The organism is Vibrio sp. B7, from assembly GCF_963888765.1.
Taxonomy (GTDB): domain Bacteria; phylum Pseudomonadota; class Gammaproteobacteria; order Enterobacterales; family Vibrionaceae; genus Vibrio; species Vibrio anguillarum.
Genome location: NZ_CAWPKR010000022.1, coordinates 226,495 through 250,088, shown reverse-complemented (window position 1 = coordinate 250,088; position 23,594 = coordinate 226,495). Strand labels below are relative to the sequence as shown.

Here is a 23,594-nt window from a genome sequence, read left to right as displayed (position 1 = left end):
TCATTTACCCAAAATTCAAGTAAGGTAGAGATATCAGACTGTTGAATTGAATGGATCTCGTGAAATAAGGAGATAATGATGGCAGAAAAACTGTCAACCTCGGCACTGGCTAAATTGCGCAATACAGATGCTAAACAACTATTCAGTAACCTCCAAAAAGCAGGGTACATTAACCGCTTCGACAACAAGTGGCTATTAACAGAACTGGGAGCAAAATTTGGCGGCGAATACGCACAGCACACGCAATATGGCCAATTTATTGTCTGGCCGGAAAACTTGCTCGTCGACACACAAGCCACCAGCGGAAAGACGTTAAGTGCCACTCAGCTTGGCGATCATTTCAGGCTCAACCCCAAAAAAATAAATCAACTATTGAGTGAGTTAGGCTGGATATCTAAAACAGAAAAAGGCTGGCAAGTAACGGAGGCTGGGCTCAGAGCTGGCGCCCAGCAACGTGAAGACAAAGCTTCTGAGCAATTATTTGTTGTTTGGCATGATACGGTGACTCGCCATAAACGTCTGAAACAATCCATTGTCGAATTTTTAGGGCAAGAGGCTCACAGCCAATCGACCGATAAATCATTGTCCAACTTTCGCCAAAAATTTGAGGCAAAACATCGCACCTTAGACGGCCACTATGTTCGCTCAACCGGCGAATTATTGATCGATAATTGGCTCTATTTGGCGGGCGTCGTCCACGCTTATGAGCGTCAGTTGCCGATAGAAGCTGATGTGATGTGCGATTTTTATCTGCCAACAGGGAAAGTCTATTTACAATATTGGGGTTCAGATAATGGCGCAACCGACGAAAAAAAGCGCTTACAAACTCAAGCCATCTACCACGATCACGGCTTTGCTCTGATTAATATTCACCCGCAAGACATTGCGCAGTTAGATGACATTCTGCCCAGAAAACTGCGAGAGTTTGGGATTAAAGCGTATTAATCGCGTTGGCAAGATGCCCCCTTCCCCTCGTCACTGAGAGAGCAACACGAGAGAAAAGGAGCAAAAAACAAAACCTATATTAACGATAAGAAGAATAGCGAGCTCTAGCCGCCTCTTCTTTCGGGACGATGGTTTTACCAATCGGAGCCAAAGAAATAACCGCGAGTTTCAAATGCTGTAGTGCGAAAGGGATGCCAATGATGGTAATAAAACACGCCACCGCCGATAAAATATGACCAACGGCTAACCAAAAACCAGCGAAAACAAACCAAATCACATTGCCGATTAAGCCAAATGGGCTGGTACCAATATCTTGCTGATTAGTCAATTCATCACGGGAAATCACCTCTTGTCCAAAAGGAAAAAACGAAAAGTTACCGATAACAAAGCAAGCACGCCCCCATGGAATGCCAATAATGCTGATAAAGGCAAGGAGACCAAAAAACCACCAAGCGAGCCCCATAAACACTCCGCCCAGTAAAAACCAAATAATATTGCCGATTGTTCTCATCACTGTTACTCCGTATAAAATAGACCCATAAACCCTTTCAGTATCATTGCATGACCTGAACGGAAGATTAACGCTAGGCTAAACCATGCCATACCGCCGTAACGCCGCTTATCGTACAAAGCAGCAACGCAGCGAAACGGATGTTATCTTTGGGCAGTGATTGCGTGGTCATCATCGCCAACTTATAACCCAACCAAGCTGAGGGGATAAGTGGAATCGTTATCCATAAATGATGTAACGTCAGAAAACCTGCCGGTATTTGAATAATCAAAGAGATGATCGAGCTAAACACAAAAAATGCCGAAAGATTGCCACGCAACTGATTCGCTTCTTGATGCTGTAGGATCAACGCCATCGGCGGCCCACCAATCGCGGAACTGGTGCCAAAGAAGCCGGAGAAAAAACCCGCAATACCCATTTTTATCGGGGTAGGTTCGATGCGATACGGCAATAAACTAACAGCCACGGCAAATAACACCAATAAACCAAGCCATAACGCCAGTACATCCGTCGAGACTAAAACCAGAAGAATACCGCCCGCAATTGAACCGGGAACGCGACCAATCAGCGCCATTTTTAAACCGCCGAGCTCAATGTTCGAGCGATGCTTTAAGGCGTTCAAGATAGAAATAAACAGCGCCACGATACAAATGGGGGCAGGAACGTAATCGGCGGAGATCAAGAACAGCAAGGGCGCTGCGACGATCGCTAAACCAAAACCAATCGCCGTTTGCACAAATGAACCCAAGAAAATAAGAAACATGGCGATAAGCGCCGTACTACTGAACATTTCCATTAAAATGCCTATAAGCGAAACAAAGAAAAGTAATGCCCATAGAGAGCATTACTTCGTTCACGTTATCAGCAATTTTCGATCAAGAGAATAGCCAAATGGATCTATCAGCCAGGTATTAGTAAGCGACACCAATACGTTGACGAGGGTGAGCGGCACTTTCTAACTCATCGATCATCGCGAGGGCATAATCACTGACTGAGATTTTGCTGTTACCTTCAGCATCAGACAATAGAGCGTCACCGCCCACACGGTAAGCACCTTGTTTCTCACCCGGAAAAATCTCAGCGGCCGGGCTAACAAATGTCCAATTAACCTTGCTTGTACTCGCACGGAAGAGATCCAACGCTTCGCCTTGCGCTAATGCTTCCCCTTTGTACTCTTCAGGGAAACCTTCTACGGTCACCAATTTGATACCGGGAGCGACTTCCAATGAACCCGCACCACCAACCCACAGTAGGCGATCCACACCCACTTGCGGTAGATCTGACAGCAGTTTCTGCGCTGTAGCCGCAACAATATCGTGGTTGCCCGCTGCACGTCCGCCGATAGAAGCGATCACAACATCAACACCTGCTAACGCAGCGCTAATTTTTGACAAAGGCTGTTGTAAATCAAATTGTTGAACGCTAACACCTTCAGCATCAACTTTACTTGAATCACGCACTAACGCGATCACCTCGTGGCCCCGTGCTTTTGCTTCATTGACAATGTGACTACCAATCCAACCTGATGCGCCTAATACTGCAATTTTCATAATTTATTTCCTCATTCGGTTTCTGTTTCTCGACAACAATTGTAGTCTAGTAGTTAAACGAAGGAGGAAAAACACCCAAAAATGATGTAGATTGTATCAATATTCGTATCTAATAAAGGCCTACCATGGACAGACTAACCGCCATGCGCAGTTTTATCGAAGTGGCAAATACTGCCAGTTTTACCAAAGCCGCAGACAACTTGAGCTTAAGTCGATTACAAGTGTCACGTCATGTCCAAGAAGTTGAGGATTGGTTAAAGCAGAGGTTACTGCACCGCACGACACGCAAAGTCAGCCTAACCACCGCCGGTGAAGAGGCTTTAATCCGTTGCGAACAAATTTTGCACCAAACTGCCGAACTTGAAACACGGGCGTTGGAACAGTCACAACTCTTAAACGGTACCATTCGCATTGCCGCGCCGATAGGCCTTGCTCAAAACATGTTATTGGCCGTTGTTGAAGACTTCACGCAACGACACCCCAATGTGTTAATTGACATTGTCGCTTCAGATCGCCTTTCACAACTGGTCGATGAACGCGTGGATATTGCCCTGCGTTTTACCCAACAGCCGGATGATACGCTCATCGCTCGCCGTTTAATGAGCGTCGGCACCGTCATATGCGCTTCCCCTAGCTATCTCAACCAACACCCTCCTATCAATACACCCAATGACTTAACCCAGCACAACTGCTTTGTGCACATGAGTAATAACAAGTGGGATGTGGTTAAAGACAATGAACAGATCTCTGTCACCGTGAATGGCAACATCCGCGCTAATGATATGGAAATTTTATGCCGTGCTGCCCTACATCACAAAGGCATCGTACGGCTACCATGCGATCTTGCAAATGTCTTTATCGCCTCAGGAACACTAGTACGCGTTTTGCCAGAGTTTCACAGCCCAAGCAGCGCACTATGGGCTGTGTATCTTTCTCGTAGCTATCAAACCCCATTGGTTCGCCAATTCATTGATTTCATCGCTCAAAGCTGGAAAAACGATCTCATCGCTTAGCGTTAAGTCATTCTAGCTAATAATTTAATCAATATTATTAGCTAGATTAAACATAGTGTTAATGCCAAAAATGAAATTATCTATAATTAATATTGTAGATGACCTCATTTATCTCACAGACATACTACCTACCTATTAAAAAGTTAAGTAAAAATAAAAATATATTTTTACTTACACTAAAACAATCAATGTTGATAAGTTACTTAATACTATTAGTAAAAATAACCAGCATTGTTGAAATCATCATTTAACCCTGAAATAAAAGTTTCATCAAGTAAATGAGCATTTATTATCCCTTTCAATATCTCACGAAAAAACATGATTAAGCTAGCAAATTAAGCGCTTAATAAATAACAAAAATGAAATTAAACTTAAGATCTATCCATGAATATCATTATAAAATTATTTTATGTACATACTGATATGTACATATTAGTTATGCAACCTTGATTAACTGAAATCACTAACTATATTTAGCCACATAAAGATTATAAACATGTAAATATCAACACTAATATCAATAAGATTTAATAGATATAACCAAAAAAACCATTCGAAATGGTTAAATCAGTACAGTGATATTCTGTGGATCCATAAATAAACGTCAGTAGGTATTGAATGAAAAAAATAGAAATACTTATCGTGGTTGATTGTGCCGGAGCATTAGCAACCACGAGCTTAATGGATAACGTTTACTTAATTGATAGTAACCAATGGCTTGGTTCTTGGGATGAAGGAAAGTGCCAACTCCACACGGTATCTCAAGATGGTCAGTTTATTTGCTGGCGTAGCTGCGCCATTTCGCCAGATGACGAAGTCAATATAACGGGATTCTCTGGTGACATGATTGATCAAAAAGCTTGCTTACCAAGCCCTGTTAATGACGCATGGGAAGGCAGAGTTCAGACTCGCGGGGATACTGGGCGTTATCTATATACCATTTCTCTTTCAATAAACGGAATAACAATGAATTTTTCACCTTATCTCGAAGTTCAATAACTCCATCTAAATAAGGAACATTGTATGAAAAAAGTAGAAATACTCATGGTCGTAGATGCAGCAGCAGCGCTTGCAAGTCGAGATCTGCAAAGTAACATTTATCTCATTGATACAAATAAATATATGGGCTCGGGTAATGAAGGCCAAGCTGAGTTAAAAACAGCCTGTAAAGACGGCCAATTATTATGCTGGCGAGTTGTCGCTATTTCACCAGACAATGAAGTTGATATTGTCGAGTTTAATGGGCAAATGATAAATGACAGAGTTTGTATACCCACTAAACAAGGACTAAGCGGTGATGAATTCTGGGAAGGCCGAGTTGAAGCGCAAGGACAAGCCAGCACACAACAATACAATGCGACCTTGTCTATTGATGGTGCAAGATTAACGTTTGATCCTTTCCTCGTTATTTCACTGTAGAGGGCGAACTCATGTTAAGCCCAAATGTTGATACCGCATTAAATATGCTGACCGACGTATATACTGATTTTTTAGGTATTAGTAACTACGATGCAACGTGCAACTCTCTCTTTATTGGCCATGTAGCAAAAGATCCAAACTGGCTCGTAGAAGTTCGAAGCAGGACTGAGATCTTAAGAGCGGTAATGAATGAGTTTATGCAGCAAAAGCCTAAAATTTTTGCGCAAATTATTACATCGTTTATTAATTATCAGACCACGTTCGATGCCTGCGCACAAAACAGTAAGGCGATAACAAGTACGAAGCAATGGATTGAATGCTTACAATTATTGCAAAAAACGTTAAAGCAAAATATCACGTTAACAAATGAAGCTCAGCAAGTTTTCACGAAATCTTACAGCCAAGCGAAAAATGCAGAGGAGCTGCTCGCATCCAGCATTCAAGATGGCTGGAATGAACTTGCGAGCGAAGAACAAGCAATGGTGCGCATTGCAACAGAGATAGGCTCTCTATCGCAATCCATTGCCAGTTTAGGAGCCAATGTCACGGCGGCCCAATTAAGAGCAGGAAAAGCTTACATACAAAGTATGGTCACTATTTCCTACGGTGTCGTAATGGGAGCAACGACGTCTGTGCCATTCCTTTCCTTTGCTGGTGCGCTATTCACGGTTGGTTACAGTGCATACAGCACAATATCGAGCGCGAAAGAGGTACAACAAGATTTAGACAAACTCACTCAATTACAAACACTAGCCAGTGAAGAAGCACAAGCGGCTGCCATTACTAAAGCCATTATTCAAACCCTCAGCAACATGAGCGAAGAATTCCTAAAGATTGATGATAGCTTGCCAGCACTTTCATTGTTATGGCAAGACGAATTAGACAAGGTAAACGAACTGATCAACGCCTTACAAAGCGGTTCAGACCCTGCCCTATTGACTGATTTGCAAACCATCAAGATTGCTTCAGCCTCATGGAAAACCATTTCAGAATTTGTGCAACTCATTAGTTTACCGCCAAACGTTGGAAAACCCGTTTTAGTCAACACACTAAATAACACCATTCAAGAACAGTAAAGGAGATACACAATGTCACAACAAGTTACTCAGTTGAACCCAACACAGCAAACCACTCAATCTGCATTTTTGGCAACCACAGTCATCACAGCGCAGTGCCATGCCATTTTAAACACACAATTTACGCCACCTACGGTAAAACCAGATTGGTTTGATGACCTGAGTAAAAAGTTAGACTCAGCAAAATTGGTTGCTAAGCAATGGATTGACGATTTGGGACCACAAGTATCAGCATCGATTCCCTCTAGCGTAATTAATTTTGACGCCACTTTCCAAGCATCAATCGATGCCATTCATGAGTTATATAAAGCGGATCCAACAGCAAGTGGCAAAGACAATACAACGGTTCAGCAAGCTTCACAGATTATGACCGCCCTATCTTCTCAAGTCAGCGGTATCGAAACCACAGTCAAAGGGATGAATAAGGAGCTCTCTGATTGGGGGGTGAAAATGCAAGCAGCACATGATGACTTAGTCAATGGTGCGACCAATATTCAAAAAACAATTATCGATTTACAAACAGATATTGAAAGCATGAATAACGCAATAGACAACAATCGTGCAGCCATTGAGAAACTGAATAAAGATCTGGTCTATGCACAAGTTGCGGTTGGTGTTGGCATCTTTATGCTCGTCGCAGGCGTTGCGCTTACCGTCGCAACCGCTGGCACCGCAGCTGTAGTCTCCGGCGGTATCGCAGCCGTCGGCGCGGCATCGATTATTGCTGGTGGCGTTACATGGGGCGTATTACAAAATCAAATTGATGATGACTACGACAGCATCGCGCAAGAACAAAAGCAAAAAGCTGAAGATCAACAACAGATTATCGCTTTACAGGGGCTTTCCAATGCCAGTAGCGCCGTCGTTTCAGCGATTGAAACATCGACATCAGTATTATCTGATTTTGAAACGACGTGGACTGTCTTTGGCAACGAGTTAGATGATGTAGTAACCAAGCTTAATAATGGTGCATCCATGCAGAGCATTATTATGGAAAAAGTGATGTCTGACGCAGCGAAAAACGAATGGGATGATGCGGTTGAACTTGCTAAACAGCTAGCTAGCGCAAAAATAGCTATCGAAACGAAAGAATTAGCACCTGCAGTAAAACAAGCAGCTTAAACATTACTTAAGGGGGTTACGCCCCCTTTTATTCTTTTTCGAGGACCATCATGAATCAATCAGCCAGCGAGCAACTTCAAACCGACATTCCTGCATCTATTAGCGCTATGGTGTTACTAAATTCTGCATGCCAAGGCGTTGTTGAAACTTATATTGATCAAGGCAATGCAGAACATTGGTATGCTCAGGTAGAACAAAATTTAAATGCGGTGCAAAAACTGGTACGGCAATGGCGTTTGAGTGGTAATTTATATTTTTCAAATGACATTATGGACAGTGTTCTTTCCATTGCGAATACATTCAAAGATTCTAATGTTCAAATTTTAACGTTATTCAAAGCACTAGAAACCCGTTTTGACACCGCTCAACTACAGCAGCTCACTTCATTAATCTTAACATTACAAAATCCGATTCAAAGTCTTACATCAAATATAAAACGTTATGATGAGGGATTGAATTCTTGGGCTCGCCAAGTGGAAGATGCTCATAACACATTGCAACAAACTATTGCACAGATCCAGCAAGAAGAAGTTTCCATCCAAGCAGAAATTATCGCCACCAACGCCCAAATTGATCTAATGAAACAGCAGATAGCAGCATTTAAAACCGCCATTGCGAACGCTCAATCGCAGCGTAAGAAAGGGATATTTGAAACGATTTTTGGCGTGGTGCTTGCTCCGTTTACACTGGGAGGTTCTTTGATATTGGCAGGGTTTGGTGTTAGCTCTATTGTAGAAGCACAAAGTGAAATATCTAGCCTGCAAAGCGATATCCAATCATCTTTAAATACCATCAACCACGATCAACAAACGCTCTCTCAAGATCAACAACAAATCGCGTCTCTCAATGCCCTATTGCTAAGTGTCGATCAAGTTAACAACGATTGTGCGGCGATCAGCCGATCCTTAGATACACTACAAACCACAGTGCTCAGTTTATACAATGAAACCAACAACGTCGTTTCTAACCTTACCAAAGCACAAGATTCACAAGCGGTCATTCTGGAGCAAGTTTGGTACCAATCAGCTTACAATGAGTGGCAAGATATTCTGGAGGTAGCATCAACGCTCAATAATGCACAACCTCAAATAACAAAAGCTCAAATAACAAAAGCTCAAATCAAGTAATTGATTTGGCTCCAGTGACGGAGCCAATGGCTGATTTAATTGAGCAAGTTATAAAGCAATGCCGATACCGCCAATAACCCTATCGCCATGACAAAGGGTGTACTCATCTGCTGTTGATACTTCGCCAGCGATGGCACTTTGAATACAGCAATCATCGGCATAATAAACAGAATCATAGCGATCACGGGGCCTGAAAACGCTTCCATCATTCCCAGAATGCTGGGGTTGAGTATCGCGACAATCCAAATCGTGACAAACAAAATCGCAATGGTGAGTCGCCCAGCAAGATGCACTGACAGGCCAAAGTTTTTACACAGCAACCCAGTCAGGCTTTCTCGCGCACCAAGGAAATGCCCTAAAAAGGAAGAGGTAATGGCAATAAACGCCACTAAAGGGCCTAGAGTGGCGATAAAGGGATTATCTGTGACATTGGCAAGGTAAGTCAGCACTGAAATATTTTGCACTTTTGCTTCTTGCAATGCCTCTGGTGATAAAGCCAATACGCAAGAAAACACGAACAGCAAGACAAACAAAATTAATACAAGACTGGTGTAACGCAGAATCTGCTCTGATTTTTTATCCGCTAGCGCGCCATAATGACGACGTTGAACATTGGCAAAACTTGAGATCGCCGCTGCGTGGCTAAAAGAAAACACCACGACAGGAATGGCTAGCCACACTGTGTGTAAGAAATCACTCGTTTGCGGCAATGCTAATGACGGCACTGACCAATACGGGATCAAATAGAGCGAAAGACATAATAAAATAGCCGCCAATGGATAAACCATAACAGCAAAAGCGCGCAACATGATCTTCTCGCCACTCAGCATAATGGCAATTAACGCAAAGACTAAGCCACCAGAAAGTAGCACCCGAGGGGGAGCGACCATCTGCGCTTGATTAACCAAAAAGCTATCAACCGTGTTAGTTAGACCGACACCGTAAATCAGTAAGATTGGGAAAATAGAGAGGAAATACAGCAAAGAGATCAAGCGACCAGCCCTTTGGCCAAAGTGTTCTTCAACAACGTCGGTAAAATCGGCATTAGGACGGCGCGATGAGAGAACAAAACGAGCAAGACCACGATGAGAGAGATAAGTCATCGGAAAAGCGAGTAAGACCATTAACACTAATGGCCAGAAACCACCTAACCCAATGTTGATTGGCAAAAATAGAATGCCAGCCCCAACGGCCGTACCAAATAAACTGAGTAGCCAATAGGTGTCGTGTTTAGTCCAATTGGAAATCTGAACATGACTAAAATGAGCCATTTCCTTAGTGTCTTTCACTGCTTTTTCACTTATATAAAAATAATAATGTCGCGAATCCTACTCCTATTAATCATTATGATCATTTTGAGACCTTGGTCATAATCACTATAATCAAGGGACTTGGCTTGGATTGAAAACCATGAAAACACCGAATTAACAGCATATTAAACTGGTTTTATGTGATTTTATTGAAACTAAAAACCAAATTTTAAGATTTTTCAGTAAATGTAATTAGTTGACGATTCATCCAGCACTGTCACGCACAGCAAACAAAAATGAAGGACATTTGTCCTCCCTAATCGGTAGGCAATCATGGTTTTATACAATTGTTTTTCGAAAAGAGGCACACAGATAGACACTGTAGGTATGCGGGGCCAGAAGATAAATAGGAATCGATTTATAGGTTTACAGTGTAAATGGCCCTAAATAGGGCCAATTGAGTCTATCTCTGAGCTGTGATATTTATGAATTAACGGCTTTGATAAGGATAGAAGTATCCATTCTTCCCTCACCTTGCTCAGACAAGGCTTGGTAAGCATGATAAGTTTTTTCTGTCATCGGCAATTTTAGATCGTTTCGTTGCGCTTCATCCAAACAAAAGCCCAAGTCTTTGATCATCCAATCAATGGCAAAGCCGTAATCAAATTTACCTATTGACATATTCACAGCGCGGTTTTCCATCTGCCATGAACCTGCGGCTCCATTTTTCAAACAATCAACCAAAACGCCAATATCTAACCCTGACTTTTCCGCTAAGATCAATCCTTCCGACAGGCCATTTAATACGCCAGCAATGCAAATTTGATTGACCATTTTTGCGCGTTGTCCTTGCCCTGCTTTCCCCATCAGCACCGATGACTTGCCATAAGCATGAAATACGGGTTGCAGCTGCTCAAACAGTTCGGCATCTCCACCACACATAATGGTTAGCACACCATTTTCAGCCCCTGCTTGGCCACCAGAAACAGGAGCATCCATAAAGCGAATGCCCGCTTTATGAGCCACAGACGCCAGCTCTTCGGCTAACAGTGCCGATGTGGTAGTGTGATCAACCAAAATTGCGCCGCGTTTCATCGCCCTTATCGCGCCGCCGTCACTAGTCGTCATGCTACGGACATCATCATCATTGCCAACGCAGGTTAAAACCACATCGGCATCTTGCACGCACTCTGCGACTGTTTGCGCTGCATGCCCATGATGCTGCTGTGCCCACTGCTGCGCTTTAGCTTGAGTGCGGTTGTAGACGCTAACATCAAATCCTGCGTTTTTTAGATGCCCAGCCATAGGGTATCCCATAACCCCTAATCCAATAAAACTGACTTTCATTAACTTCTCCTTTTATTATTACCCAGCAGCCCAAACGGACGAACACACGTAACTGAGTGTGGGCTGTATGTATCCTTGCGTCATTCTCTATGAATAAGACCACGGTTAGCAATGCACAGATAAAAAAAAGCCGAGTCAATCACTCGGCTTCTCATTAATTCGCTCTATTACAGCTCAGCGTTATGGTAAACCTGCTGAACATCATCACAGTCATCTAGCATGTCGAGGAATTTCTGGAATTTCTCCGCCTCTTCGCCCGTGACCGGTGTGTGTGTTTGTGGAACGAACGTGATTTCTTCCACATCGATAGTCAAATCAGGGAACTGATTATTTAGCGATGTTTTCACTTTGAAGAATTCAGTGTTAGGTGCAAATACAGTGATCACACCATCTTCCAGTTCAACATCCGTCACATCGACATCATCCATCATCAGTGCTTCAAGGATAGAATCTTCATCATCCCCTTTGAACTGAAATACCGCTTGGTGATCAAACATGTGTGATACGGTACCTGGAGTACCAATTTTCGCACCCGTTTTAACAAAGCATTGACGCACATCTTGGAACGTACGGTTGCCGTTATCTGTTAAGCAGTCAACGATAACACTTGCGCCGCCAGGGCCAAAACCTTCGTAACGAGCAGGTTGGTAGTCTTCACCACCACCACCACTGGCTTTATCCAGCGCTTTATCAATAACGTGGCCTGGAACTTGGTCTTTCTTCGCTTTTGTGATCAGGTGGCGCAAAGACAAGTTCATGTCTGGGTCCGAACCACCATTTTTCGCACACATGTAAATTTCTTTACCGTATTTGGAATAGACTTTAATTTTTGCGCCTTGAGTTTTCGCCATTGAGGCTTTGCGCACTTCAAAACTTCTTCCCATAGGGATGATCTCTCTAATTCAATTTAACGCGAGGGATTTTAGCAAAAAGTGGGATCATTTCAATTTTCCACTTAGCAAAGACATGAATGCTACGCAACACCCATCACTCTTTTGTATTTGTTCACCGATTGTAAAAACCACTCTCTTTCGGCCTCACTGGCAATTTTAGACTGCTGCTGAGTGATCGCTTCAGGCCCTGCTTTTCCTTGCTTGAGTTTCCAAACAAGAAAGGAAGCTTGTTTATCGAGCTCTACTTTGTTTTTCTCTTCAGCGGCAAGTAAAGATAGGTTGAAGGACATGAGTTAGCCTAGATCGGTAAATACGTGGCACGAAATATAGCATAGGACATAGGAAAATTAAGAGCATAAATGTGCAATTTATCGGTATGAAATCAAGAAAATTGGAAAATATAAAGGGTGGCTATGCGCCACCCTTAGGGGATTAATGGTGAGAACTCGTCAGTGAAGTATGCCTAGCTCCTTCGCTTCTTCAATGGTTAAACCACTTTCTCGAATCTCTCTTAATGCTTCAATACGACGGCGAGCTTCGGCTGATTTAAGGTTTTTAACTGGTTTTTGAGTTTCTACTTCTTCCGTGAAGTCCCACTTATTTGCAATATCAGTCATTTCGTCATGGTCAATAGAATTTATGGACATTGTTACCTCCGAACAAACCACGTAAGGGACATGTAATCTGTAGCAAACGACATTTGATTTGTTAAGCATATTTCGTCCATATTGTGATTTTGGCGATGGTTTAGAAACCTTATTTTTAAAACTATTAATATTACTTTGCCAACCTTGCTAGACGAGGCTAGATTTAAATATTGCATACATGAATTCAAGCGTTTTAGCGCTCATTTTATTCTGTTGCATATTGTCGCAGTCTCCCCTACCCCACGCTCTTTCAATGTGCTGATTTTTAGCTCATGGTTCCCCATTTCTGTTTGGCAAATAAGCTTGAAATACACCAGACTGTAGTTAATGCATTTAAAGTTGTAGGTAAGACGCGATGTGTAAGCTTCACGACTGGTTAACTGAGATCCATCAATGGCATCTGAACAAGCGCTATGATCAGGTGGCTCAATTACAACCTCTGATCCTTAATGCTCCACAAGAGATCTGGGGGCCGGATCTGAGTGATGATCAAAGTAAAGCAATTGCTTGTTGGCTTGATGCTTGCCTGCGCCAATATGAGTACTACAAGCTTATTGACGGTGAGCTTGCCTTCCAATATCTGCAGCTTGCTTACGCTCGTTTTCAGCGTTGTGTCTCGGAGCCGAATAGTGAACTTGAGTTAAAATCTTGGTGTATAAAACGGATGCAGCAGTTGATGGTACTGAGTTTGGAACATCTCAACCAACAGCACATTGATGAGGCCTTATCCCAAAGTTTAATTGATGCTCATGTTCGATTTCTTGCATATTACGCGTGGAACGATGATCAAGGTATAAAGCGAGGGTATTAATTGATTGCAGGGATCAACAGATAAAAAAATAGCGAGTTATATAACTCGCTAAAAACATATATGAGCCAATCTATTAATTCATCAGATAGGACAAAAGGTTGTCTATTCGTTTTCTATATTAACGAACCTTCTAAAACAAAATGTCAGCTACATGTCAAGGTTGTGTTTTAAATACCAATAGCAACTTCATCAAGTGCCCGGAATACGGATTCATCTAAATGCCCCTCGTACACTTGCTTACACACTTTGCGACGTACTGCGAGACCCGAGATCAAACGTTCGATCGATAAATGTTTATTCTCGTTTTTCGTGTTATAGAGCTCGATCAATTTACTTAACGTCTCATAAGAGATCGCCTCATTTCCAACCCTCAGCCAATCCAGCTTATCAATCAGCTCTGTACACTCTTCCTTGATAGAGGATGGTGGATGTCCAGTCATTGCTGATAACGCCGTTATACTGCGTTCTAGGGCCTCTGGAGAGGTATATTTAGATAAGGTAATCGTAATTTCATCGGCATTGATCTCTACTAGGTGTTTGCGCTGCTTGACTCTTCGTCCTAGCTTACCCTTTGGAGACGGTGCTTTACGTTGAATCGGTTCAAATTCACCATCAATGATCTCAGAAAGTTCTTCTAATTTTTGCTTAGAAACCATCTCATTGCGCAGTGGGTTAGGCAACGTTGGAGCCATGTTGCGTTTGCCTGCATTGGTGGTACGAGCGCGCGAGTAGCGCAGGACTTCTTCCACATCGCACTTAATGTCGACTTGGTAATCCATCACTTTTTCTTTATCCACCAGTGTGGTGACCGTCAAATGATAGCCCCAAAGATTCACGACAAATAACGAATCGCTGCCCTTTCCTTCCGATAATCGTTTTAGCTCACGGACAAGATCCATCGAAAAACGACGCCATTCGATATTACGGGCCAACTTTTGGTTCAATTCACTCAGTAGCATGCTGTCGGTATGGCGACGCGACATGCGACTGCGAAAATAGGAGTAGAGTTGGAAGACCAACGTATGTTGCTTTAGGATCTCTGGTGGAAACAAGAAAAAGTAATCGCGAGTGAGTAACTCTTCGTAGAATGAAGGCTCCCACACCAAAATGTACAAATTAGGTTTGATCCTAATTTCACCATCAGCGCCTTCCGTTGGCGCTTCTTCAGAAGCGGTGATCGTTCTTGCTAGGAACCGAAAACGATCACTCTTAAATCCTTCTGGCATGTTTTCACTCAGCCAACGGCCGGTTAACTCATGCAGTTGGAAGTCTGTAAATTCAATCCGATCAATACTATCGCGAATAGAATCTCTTGCTGGGCCACTATCTTTTTTACCGCGAAGCGACAAAATATCAGTAATGTACAATGGGGTTTTATTCGGTGTGTGTTTGGTATTAAGTTGGTAATCTTCTTGGTGGTGATCGTGGTATTGCACCGTTAAGGTGAACAGTGCAAACAGTGTCATTAGATCATCCACTGTCATGATATTTTTAGAAGAACGAGTTTCAATGATCGCACGGGTACCAGAAATCGACACCATTGATTTCTGGTAGCTTTTACGAGTTCTCGGTGGAGCTAATGCTTGATCAATGATCCCAGCCCAATTGGTGGGTGAAACCACAAACTGATCCGCTTCGTCTTTCATCGCTGGTGGAATATTTAGCCCATGTTCTGTCAACAAACGCTTATTGACCTGAGTTTGAGCCAGCGCTTTTGAACGCTTGCGTTTTTCTGTCTGTTTTACTGATTCAGTTACCAGACTGGTTGAACCAAGCACAGAGATGAGCTTATTTGGGTTAACAAATTTATGCAGCATTGTCTTGCCAGCTAAACCTTCTTCAAATCTCACCGGGATCTGTTTAAATAAACCAATACTTACTGCAGCACGCAGCCGTTGCTGAATAGCCGCTCTGGTCAATTGGCCATCGGTTGCTTCAATTAACTCTGTTGTTGAGACTAACCCATCTTGGCTGCGGAAACCTCTTAATGAGATCAGGTTAAGAAGTTCAACGATACTTTTGGTAACACCTTTAAAATGTTGGTATTGATCAACCCAATCAACAGCAGTTTCTGAAACTTCAAAAAGATGCCCATCTTTGTGGCTCCTTGGTGCTTTGATCAATATTTTTTCGTCTGCGTTCATTATTAGATCCGTATCACACTAGCCGTAATATCGCTATAGTTCCAATAGAATAAAGAAAAAGAGATCATAAATAAAGAAAAACTTATTGCTTTTAAATAACTGATCTTTTTGATTATTCTGATCTATATTGCTTATATGATCTAATGATCAGGCCTTAATGAGCAGCCTAATTGATTGTTTTATAGGGATAAAAAAAAATCCCCTTCAGAAGCATGATCATAGAAAACTGAAAACATGATCATTGTAGAGAAGAAAGCATGATCAATCACATTCCGAACGATGATCATCAGACGAATGAATCAATGATCAAACACTTTCTTAAAGCATGATCATGGCTCATGCACAACTTATCCACATGATGAGTTGAAGTGATTATTTTATTTGAGCTAGATGAAGAATATGGGCTTGGTTTTTCTTTGGAAAGATGATCAAGGAAGTGCATTAAATGTTCTTTCAAAGTCGATTTTGGCATAAACACGAATTGAAATGACAAATAACTCTTTTAACGGCTTCTATTATAAGGAGTGAGAGTGTGTCGAAAGCATGATCAAGAGCGTATTGAAGAAGGTTTTGTTATTTGGTGTGTTTTAAATTTTACTTGTTATGTACTAGGTATCTTGCTCAGCCCCTATTCCATCTGCAATCCCCCGTAATTATGCGCTATTTTTACATGCTTCCGAGCTTAAATCACACTTGATCATTGATCCGATGAAGATCCATTTGTTTTCTGATTATTTGCTGATAAGGAAGGCGCTAATTCCTCTTGATCATTGTTCCTGTGGCGAGGGATCTCTTCGGACGCATGATCATCATGTTAGCCTTGATCATGCGTCCTGGTACCCTGACGAAAAGGATAAGTTTCCCCTGCCCTATCGCTCTAGTTATTATTATTCATGTTCTACGATTATTTAATTGATCTGCCGGGGGTACATCATTCCAAATGACACATACCGTAAATTATGCTGCTTCTCTAATCGTTCCGGGTATTTTAAGCTCATTTACAATGTAAATAAGTTACGTTGTAATATTTTTAATGTTCAAATAAATAATGGACTAAGTTACCCATTATTTAAGGAAAAATGATGACCATAATGAGGTCAATTCATTAAATTCCGATATATTTTTCTATTTATTGTGATATTAATCTAAAAGTGAATGTTCACCTTTTTGTTGAGTATTAAATTGTTTGCTGTACAATCTGCGTTAGGTACTTATTATGGAATTTGGCAATGAAAAGAGAACAAACCATAGCGAATCTCTACCAGCTCGCCGAGCAAACTCAACAGGTGCAAGCTGACCGAATTGAAATTGTTTTAGAAGAACGTAGTGATGACCATTTTCCAGCGATGTCAAAAGCGCTAATGGAAACTCGTTCAGGCTTAACACGCCGTAAGCTAGATGATGCCATTTCCAAAATGGAACAAGCTGGCCATCAATTTACTAAAAACAATGCTAATCACTATTCAATTTCTTTAGCGGAAGCCCACATGCTCATGGATGCCGCTGGTGTGCCTAAGTTCCACCAAAGGAAAAAGCATGGTGATCATAAGCCTTGGGTCATCAATGTTCAGAACCAAAAGGGGGGGACAGGTAAATCAATGACTGCTGTCCATCTAGCCGCGTGCCTCGCCCTGAATTTGGATCAGCGTTACCGTATCTGCTTGATTGACTTAGATCCGCAAGGTTCATTACGGTTATTTCTCAACCCGCAAATAAGTTTATCAGAGCACAGTAATATCTATTCTGCCGTTGATATTATGTTAGACAACGTGCCTGAAGACACTGAAGTGGACAAGGCGTTCTTACATAAGAACGTGATGTTGCCAACCCAATATCCCAATTTAAAAACCATCTCTGCATTTCCTGAAGATGCAATGTTTAACGCAGAAGCGTGGCAGTATCTTTCGCAAAACCAATCGCTTGATATTGTTCGACTGCTGAAAGAGAAACTTATCGATAAGATTGGCGATGATTTTGACATCATTATGATTGATACTGGCCCACACGTTGATCCATTGGTATGGAATGCAATGTATGCTTCCAATGCATTACTGATCCCGTGCGCGGCTAAGCGATTAGATTGGGCGTCAACCGTCAATTTCTTTCAACACCTTCCTACGGTTTATGAAATGTTTCCAGAAGATTGGAAAGGGTTAGAATTTGTACGTTTGATGCCGACGATGTTTGAAGATGATAATAAAAAGCAAGTCTCGGTATTAACGGAAATGAATTACCTGTTGGGTGATCAAGTCATGATGGCGACGATTCCGCGTAGCCGAGCATTTGAAACCTGTGCTGACACTTACAGCACCGTTTTTGATCTCACCACCAGCGATTTTGAAGGTGGTAAAAAGACGCTAGCGACTGCGCAAGACGCTGTGCAAAAAAGTGCACTGGAGCTTGAGCGAGTGCTTCACAGTCATTGGTCATCACTAAATCAGGGGTAAGTAAAACATGGCAATTAAAACGTCTGAACTAAATGCGAAACTGTTTGGTAAAGCGAATAAGCGACGTGCAACCACCCCGCAAGAAGCCCAAACGGCAGCGAAAGAACAAGCGCAAATCATCGAATTGGCGGTTGCGGGAGAAGAGTTAGTCACTTTCGAACTGGTCAGGATTCCCGCAGATCAAGTAGCGGAAAAGACGATTGTTTTTACGCAGAATGCGCGTGAACAAGCTTTTCTGAATGAGCATGCTCTATCTGATGTATTGAGTACATTACGCGAGCGTGGTCAGCAATATCCTGCGATTGGTCGTAAAACCGCTGGGGGCAAAATTGAAGTCCTTGATGGCAGCCGTCGTCGAATGTCTTGTATCTTGGCGGGTAAAGAATTTTTGGTTTATGTTGCTGAAGACATAAACTCGGAACATGCGAAGTTTCTTTCGGATGTGGCAAACGCGCACAAGCCGCTTTCTCTTTATGAGAAGGGTAAAGAGATGCAAGCGAAGCTGGATAACGGTGAAGCGGAAGACCAAAAAGCTTTAGCCAAGATATTTCAATGCAGTGAGGCCCTAGTAAGTGGTGCTCTAAAAGCAGCGGCTTTGCCACTTGAGCTATTGCAAGCTTATCCAAATGTGGTTGAATTAGGTCGTCCAACCATAGTTAAATTGCATAAACAATTTAATGAACTCGATGCAAAGCAACAAGCAAATTTGTTGGAAAAGTGTCAATCTGAAGATGGATTTGTTTGGCAGCGTAGTAGCGTACAAGGTGTTGCCCGATTGACGAAAGAAGTCACAGAGACAATAGAGTCTTGGATACAAGAGTTGTTGCCACCTAAGCGCACTGAGCATGTAAAAATTGATCTGATCAAAGGCCGCGTAAGTTACAGTCGTAAAGGCAGTAATTTAGCGCTTAATTTGAAAAAGGTGGATGATGCTACGGTGCAAGAAATATTAGATTTTATCCAATCTAAGCTTGATTAAGCATCCATCATGTAAAGAATAAAAACCCGCCACGGCGGGTTTTTTAGTAACTAAGTCTATTCAGTTCGAATCTATTGATTTCTTAAACGCTGCCAGTATTTTTCGTAGATAGCGAGCGCTTCAGGCCCAACATCATTAATGAATTCCCCTTTAGCCATATCTTCATCGGCTGGAAAAATCGTTGGATTGTCGCGAAGTTCTGCTGGAAGCAACGCTCGGCCGCTTTTTGTTGCCGATGCATAACCTAAGCTATTCACAATCTCAGCTTGGTTCTCTGCTTGATACATGAAGTTGATGAATTTATGCGCCAACGCTTTGTTGTTGCTGCCTGATGGAATAGTAAAGTTATCCATCCACAAGACTGCGCCTTCTTCCGGCATTACAAATTTTAGCTCTGGCATCTCAACTTGGCCTTGGTAGGCATTCCCGTTCCATTGCATCCCTAACGCTGCTTCACCTGAGACATAAGGCACATGTGGTGCATCAGAGTTATACAACAGTACATTATCTTTTAACGTGACCAATGATTGGTAGGCTTTTTCAATCTCTTTTTCATTTTTTGTATTAATACTGAAGCCATTTAAGATCAGCGCCATACCAAAGACATCGCGAATATCGTCAATCAACATCACTTGTTGGCTATATTTCTTATCCCACAAATCAGCCCAGCGAGAGACACCTTCTGGTACTAATGCTTCGTTATAGCTGAGGCCAGTGATCCCCCAAATATAGGGCAGGGAATAACTATTTTTGGGATCGTGTGCTTGGCCGAGTAGTGAAGGCATGGCATCTTTCATGTTCGGGATTTGTGCATGATCCAGCTCGGTTAATAACCCTTCACGTCCCATTTTTTCAATGAAATACGCTGAGGCAAAAACCACATCATAACCGCCACCTTTGAGCAACTTGAGCTTGGTATACATTGACTCGTTATTTTCAAAGGTCGAATAGTTAATCGTTACCCCTTCCTGCTGCTCAAACTGCTTGAGGGATTTTTCTGGAAGATATCCTCCCCATGCATAAACGTTGAGTGTTTTGTTGTCTGCGCTTACGTGTGAAGAAGTTAGAGCTGCTGCCAAAACCAATCCTTTGATGAAAGTTTTCATTGCATTTGAATTCCTTAAATAGCCCAGAAGTGTACTGGGGTGTAGGTGAATAATTAGTTAAAAATGGTCACGATTAAAGCAAATATAATTTGTCGTAAAGAAAAATATTTTTAACGACGCACAGTGATTATAGCGGCTGTGCTACCATTGCGTTTCAGCGAGGTGGCGTAAATATGAACATGATAGCGGCTTATTTAGATGATTTGATGGTGCAGGCTGAGAATAGCCTATGGCGTATGGGGCTCTTAATCCGTGGTGAGCCTCAATGGCAACAACACGTGCTTATGCATTTTCTCGCAAAAAATGAGGGGCAAGCCATATTTCAGTTAGGTGGAGAACCGTTACCATGCGTTCGTTATGCCCCCTTCAACAAAGGGCAGCAGTTTCTTGGTCAAGAATGCCATTTACTTATTTGTGACAATCACCATGGTTTTGATGCGAACAGTTTCAGTGCTGCGCTGGGTTCACTGGTCGGTGGTGGGTTACTGTTGATCATTGAAGCCCCTCAGCGTAACGACTCTTTTGCTGAGCGCTGGTTAACGCGAGCGTTCGAACAGCTTGTTGTTATAGAACAGAATCAACCTTGCCCTCCTTTACCCGTTTATCCACGAGTCAGCTCTCAATCACCGATTTATAAACAGCAAGTTGATGCGGTTTCAGCAATTCTTCGTGTGATGGATGGGCATCGCAAGCGACCATTGGTTCTCACTGCCGATCGGGGACGAGGGAAAAGTAGTGCGCTTGGTATTGCTGCGGCTAAATTGATGGCGTCTCGTTCATTAGATATTGTGGTCACGGCACCCTCAATCCATGCCGTAGCGCCGATATTTGAACATGCGGCTAAAGGTTTAGCAGGCGCTCGCGTCACCAGACAATCCCTTACTTGGCAAAACTCGTCATTGACGTTTGTGGCACCGGATGAGCTGATTTTGCATCGGCCACAATGTGATCTCCTATTGGTAGATGAAGCGGCCGCGCTGCCTTTATCAATGTTAAAAAACTGGGTTGAACACTATCATCGTGCGGTCTTCTCTACCACCATTCATGGCTACGAAGGGTGTGGGAGAGGGTTCACGCTTAAGTTTCAAACTTGGTTAGCACACCATCGAGCTGGGACTCGAACTCTCCATTTAGATCAGCCGATCCGTTGGCGTCAGGGTGATCCGTTAGAAGCGTGGCATTACGATACTTTCCTCCTTCGTTATGATTTAGCTACATTGCCGACGATGACATCAGAACAGTTAGCGACACTTAACATTGAGCATCTGGATAAGGCTCAACTCATTGCCAACCCGACACGCTTAGCCGCTATTTTTTCGTTATTAGTGAATGCTCATTACCAGACATCACCGAACGATCTATTTCATTTTTTAGCGGACGATAAAGTTCAGCTAGTTGCTGCAATGGTAGACGAGGTTTGTGTCGGTTGTTTGCTGACAGTACGTGAAGGTGGGCTTTGTAACGCTTTAGTGGAAGAGATCCAACGAGGAAAGCGACGTCCTAAAGGTCATCTAGTTCCTGTTTGCTTAGCTAATCAAGTAGGTATTACGCAGGCAGCGCAGAGTGTTTGTCAGCGCATCATGCGTATTGCAGTTCATCCCGAATTACAAAATCAAGGGTTAGGCAGCCGCTTGATTGAAGCGTGCATGTTGGAAAATGATGCCGACTATTTAGCGACGAGTTTTGGCGTAACGAGCGATTTAATGGCTTTTTGGGCTAAGAACCAATTTGTTCCGATAAAACTAGGGAGCCACAGAGACAGCGCAAGTGGCTGTTTTTCCTTAATCATGCTCCAAGAGAAAAAATTGGATTGGTTAACTCGGGCTGAACAAATTTTCGAGCAGCATTTCATTTTCTCGCTATCTGATTCTTTGCAAAGTTTAGAGCCGGCTTTGGTTCGGACCATCTTGTCATTAGTCCGAGATCGTGTCGCATGCGCGGATTCAAATGAAGTTAATTTCCTACCTTATTCATTGCTACGTTGTTACGCACAAGGCGGTGCGGATTATGAGAGTGTGAGTGTATGGATTCATCGGCTAATTACTTCATTGGATAAAGCTGCTCTATCACTGTTATCTGATGTACTTATTGTCAAAGTATTGCAAAGGAAAAGCTGGCAAGAGTGTGCCAGTCAATTAAACCTCACTGGACGGAAAATGATTGAGGCTACCCTCCGTCATGACCTTAATCGACTATTAGATGATTTACAGTGTAAAGTTGATCATTCAACGCAATGAACTGCAGCCAATTTACAGTGTAAAGCGTGAATAATGTAAGAGCAGACACTTTCTCCAGGTGTACTGTGCTTGTCATATGACAAAAAAGTCCTACTACTTACGTCTTAAGAGTAGGATTTTTTGTTCTAGTCACAGAATAAAAAAATCCAAACTATATTAATGAGTTAACCATACGGTCCCCCTTATTGTGAGGTTTTTATTTTTGTTCCTAACGTGTTCAATCATTTGCTTAATGAGTATTCCCTCCTACACTCAAAGTCAGGTGTTCTCCTAAAAAATAGAATATAAATAGTACGTAAGGATGAGATATGGATTTTTTGTTGGCGGAGTCTTTGGAAATTTCAACGGTACTAGATTCCAAAGCAAATTATCTTCAATGGCTAAGCCTAACTCCTCCTTTAACGATAGATGCATCACGAGTTAATAGCGTGGATGCTGCCGGTCTGCAACTGCTTGCTTCTTTGTTTATGACAGCAGAGCGAGCTGGAATTGAGATCACTTTAGTTAACGCAACAAACACGCTCAATGAAGGTATTGCGCTACTGGCTTTAGAAAGCTTGTTCGCAGAGTAATGAGATTTTGCAAGGAAGGGGCTATGACAAAGATCCTCGCGGTTGATGATTCGGTTTCAATTCGTCAAATGCTAAGCCATACATTGAAAGATGCAGGCTATGACGTTGAAACCGCTACTGATGGAAGTGATGCATTACGTAAGGCACAACAAACCAAATTTGATGTTGTTATTTCGGACGTAAACATGCCAGTGATGGGTGGTTTTGAGTTAGTTAAAGCAATACGTGGTCATGCTCAATATAAGTTTATACCTATTTTGATGTTAACCACTGAAACGAGTATGGAAAAGAAACAAGAAGGAAAACTCGCGGGAGCTACAGGATGGTTGGTTAAACCGTTCAACCCTGAGACGCTATTGAAAACACTAAAACGGGTCATATAGAACACCGTATTTTAT

23 protein-coding genes are annotated in these 23,594 nt (G+C 42.4%); 13 read left to right on the top strand and 10 right to left on the bottom strand.

From position 1 onward, the window contains the following. Nucleotides 1–78: 78 nt before the first annotated feature. Nucleotides 79–945 (top strand): glycerol kinase, encoded by an 867-nt coding sequence (locus tag AACV32_RS09010; RefSeq protein ID WP_170894941.1) that lies wholly within the window; start codon nt 79–81, stop codon nt 943–945. A 79-nt stretch (nt 946–1,024) separates the two neighbouring features. Here the strand turns inward: AACV32_RS09010 and AACV32_RS09005 are convergent, their stop codons facing one another. The 3 genes from AACV32_RS09005 to AACV32_RS08995 form a co-directional block, all read right to left on the bottom strand. Then, entirely contained in the window at nt 1,025–1,456 is a 432-nt protein-coding gene (locus AACV32_RS09005; RefSeq protein WP_094145471.1) for a YccF domain-containing protein, read from the bottom strand. A gap of 73 nt (nt 1,457–1,529) precedes the next feature. Continuing rightward, the gene (locus tag AACV32_RS09000; RefSeq protein ID WP_013868241.1) at nt 1,530–2,252 is read right to left on the bottom strand and encodes a sulfite exporter TauE/SafE family protein; all 723 of its coding nucleotides are present in this window, start codon (nt 2,250–2,252) and stop codon (nt 1,530–1,532) included. A gap of 115 nt (nt 2,253–2,367) precedes the next feature. After that, complete coding sequence (locus AACV32_RS08995) at nt 2,368–3,006, bottom strand: NAD(P)-dependent oxidoreductase (RefSeq protein WP_017049335.1); 639 nt, start codon at nt 3,004–3,006, stop codon at nt 2,368–2,370. 125 nt (nt 3,007–3,131) lie between these two features. Between AACV32_RS08995 and AACV32_RS08990 the strand changes: the two genes are divergently transcribed. From AACV32_RS08990 to makE, 6 genes are all read left to right on the top strand, one after another. After that, a complete protein-coding gene (locus tag AACV32_RS08990) occupies nt 3,132–4,019 on the top strand; it encodes a LysR family transcriptional regulator (protein WP_170894940.1) in 888 nt (295 codons plus the stop codon). Nucleotides 4,020–4,637: 618 nt separating this feature from the next. Beyond that, nucleotides 4,638–5,018, top strand: coding sequence for an alpha-pore-forming tripartite toxin MakABE regulator MakD (gene makD / locus AACV32_RS08985; protein ID WP_170894939.1), 381 nt, complete (start codon nt 4,638–4,640; stop codon nt 5,016–5,018). Nucleotides 5,019–5,042: 24 nt separating this feature from the next. Further along, nucleotides 5,043–5,438 carry an alpha-pore-forming tripartite toxin MakABE regulator MakC gene (gene makC / locus AACV32_RS08980; protein WP_013868236.1) on the top strand — a complete coding sequence of 132 codons (396 nt, stop codon included), beginning with the start codon at nt 5,043–5,045 and terminating at the stop codon, nt 5,436–5,438. An 11-nt stretch (nt 5,439–5,449) separates the two neighbouring features. Then, nucleotides 5,450–6,514 carry an alpha-pore-forming cytotoxin subunit MakB gene (gene makB, locus AACV32_RS08975; RefSeq protein WP_013868235.1) on the top strand — a complete coding sequence of 355 codons (1,065 nt, stop codon included), beginning with the start codon at nt 5,450–5,452 and terminating at the stop codon, nt 6,512–6,514. Nucleotides 6,515–6,526: 12 nt separating this feature from the next. Then, nucleotides 6,527–7,636 carry a cytotoxin MakA gene (makA, locus tag AACV32_RS08970; RefSeq protein ID WP_170894938.1) on the top strand — a complete coding sequence of 370 codons (1,110 nt, stop codon included), beginning with the start codon at nt 6,527–6,529 and terminating at the stop codon, nt 7,634–7,636. Between the two features lie 50 nt (nt 7,637–7,686). Beyond that, on the top strand, nt 7,687–8,763 hold the full coding sequence (gene makE, locus AACV32_RS08965; RefSeq protein WP_170894937.1) for an alpha-pore-forming cytotoxin subunit MakE: 1,077 nt from the start codon (nt 7,687–7,689) through the stop codon (nt 8,761–8,763). A 35-nt stretch (nt 8,764–8,798) separates the two neighbouring features. On the opposite strand, the gene AACV32_RS08960 is transcribed toward makE, so the two are convergent. From AACV32_RS08960 to AACV32_RS08940, 5 genes are all read right to left on the bottom strand, one after another. Further along, complete coding sequence (locus AACV32_RS08960) at nt 8,799–10,034, bottom strand: aromatic amino acid transport family protein (RefSeq protein WP_212752685.1); 1,236 nt, start codon at nt 10,032–10,034, stop codon at nt 8,799–8,801. A gap of 462 nt (nt 10,035–10,496) precedes the next feature. Then, nucleotides 10,497–11,360: an NAD(P)-dependent oxidoreductase gene (locus AACV32_RS08955; RefSeq protein ID WP_170894935.1), complete on the bottom strand. Its 864-nt coding sequence runs from the start codon at nt 11,358–11,360 to the stop codon at nt 10,497–10,499. A 167-nt stretch (nt 11,361–11,527) separates the two neighbouring features. Continuing rightward, the gene (locus AACV32_RS08950) at nt 11,528–12,244 is read right to left on the bottom strand and encodes a YebC/PmpR family DNA-binding transcriptional regulator (RefSeq protein ID WP_017044945.1); all 717 of its coding nucleotides are present in this window, start codon (nt 12,242–12,244) and stop codon (nt 11,528–11,530) included. A gap of 89 nt (nt 12,245–12,333) precedes the next feature. Next, complete coding sequence (locus AACV32_RS08945; protein ID WP_017044944.1) at nt 12,334–12,543, bottom strand: DUF3283 family protein; 210 nt, start codon at nt 12,541–12,543, stop codon at nt 12,334–12,336. A 159-nt stretch (nt 12,544–12,702) separates the two neighbouring features. Further along, entirely contained in the window at nt 12,703–12,900 is a 198-nt protein-coding gene (locus tag AACV32_RS08940) for a PA3496 family putative envelope integrity protein (RefSeq protein ID WP_017043498.1), read from the bottom strand. 355 nt (nt 12,901–13,255) lie between these two features. On the opposite strand from AACV32_RS08940, the gene AACV32_RS08935 reads away from it, so the two are divergent. Further along, nucleotides 13,256–13,711: a transcriptional regulator gene (locus AACV32_RS08935; protein WP_170894934.1), complete on the top strand. Its 456-nt coding sequence runs from the start codon at nt 13,256–13,258 to the stop codon at nt 13,709–13,711. 167 nt (nt 13,712–13,878) lie between these two features. On the opposite strand, the gene AACV32_RS08930 is transcribed toward AACV32_RS08935, so the two are convergent. Continuing rightward, a complete protein-coding gene (locus AACV32_RS08930) occupies nt 13,879–15,855 on the bottom strand; it encodes a replication initiator protein RctB domain-containing protein (RefSeq protein ID WP_017043500.1) in 1,977 nt (658 codons plus the stop codon). Nucleotides 15,856–17,084: 1,229 nt separating this feature from the next. Here AACV32_RS08930 and AACV32_RS08925 point away from each other — a divergent pair. Next, on the top strand, nt 17,085–18,302 hold the full coding sequence (locus AACV32_RS08925) for a ParA family protein (protein WP_026027506.1): 1,218 nt from the start codon (nt 17,085–17,087) through the stop codon (nt 18,300–18,302). 7 nt (nt 18,303–18,309) lie between these two features. Then, nucleotides 18,310–19,281: a ParB/RepB/Spo0J family partition protein gene (locus AACV32_RS08920; RefSeq protein WP_170894933.1), complete on the top strand. Its 972-nt coding sequence runs from the start codon at nt 18,310–18,312 to the stop codon at nt 19,279–19,281. Between the two features lie 71 nt (nt 19,282–19,352). On the opposite strand, the gene AACV32_RS08915 is transcribed toward AACV32_RS08920, so the two are convergent. After that, nucleotides 19,353–20,387, bottom strand: coding sequence for an ABC transporter substrate-binding protein (locus tag AACV32_RS08915; RefSeq protein WP_170894932.1), 1,035 nt, complete (start codon nt 20,385–20,387; stop codon nt 19,353–19,355). Nucleotides 20,388–20,560: 173 nt separating this feature from the next. On the opposite strand from AACV32_RS08915, the gene AACV32_RS08910 reads away from it, so the two are divergent. The 3 genes from AACV32_RS08910 (at nt 20,561) to AACV32_RS08900 (ending at nt 23,579) form a co-directional block, all read left to right on the top strand. Further along, a complete protein-coding gene (locus AACV32_RS08910; protein ID WP_170894931.1) occupies nt 20,561–22,624 on the top strand; it encodes a tRNA(Met) cytidine acetyltransferase TmcA in 2,064 nt (687 codons plus the stop codon). A gap of 308 nt (nt 22,625–22,932) precedes the next feature. Continuing rightward, nucleotides 22,933–23,196 (top strand): STAS domain-containing protein, encoded by a 264-nt coding sequence (locus AACV32_RS08905; protein ID WP_017044940.1) that lies wholly within the window; start codon nt 22,933–22,935, stop codon nt 23,194–23,196. A 23-nt stretch (nt 23,197–23,219) separates the two neighbouring features. After that, nucleotides 23,220–23,579: a response regulator gene (locus tag AACV32_RS08900; protein ID WP_026028445.1), complete on the top strand. Its 360-nt coding sequence runs from the start codon at nt 23,220–23,222 to the stop codon at nt 23,577–23,579. Nucleotides 23,580–23,594 lie beyond the last annotated feature (15 nt).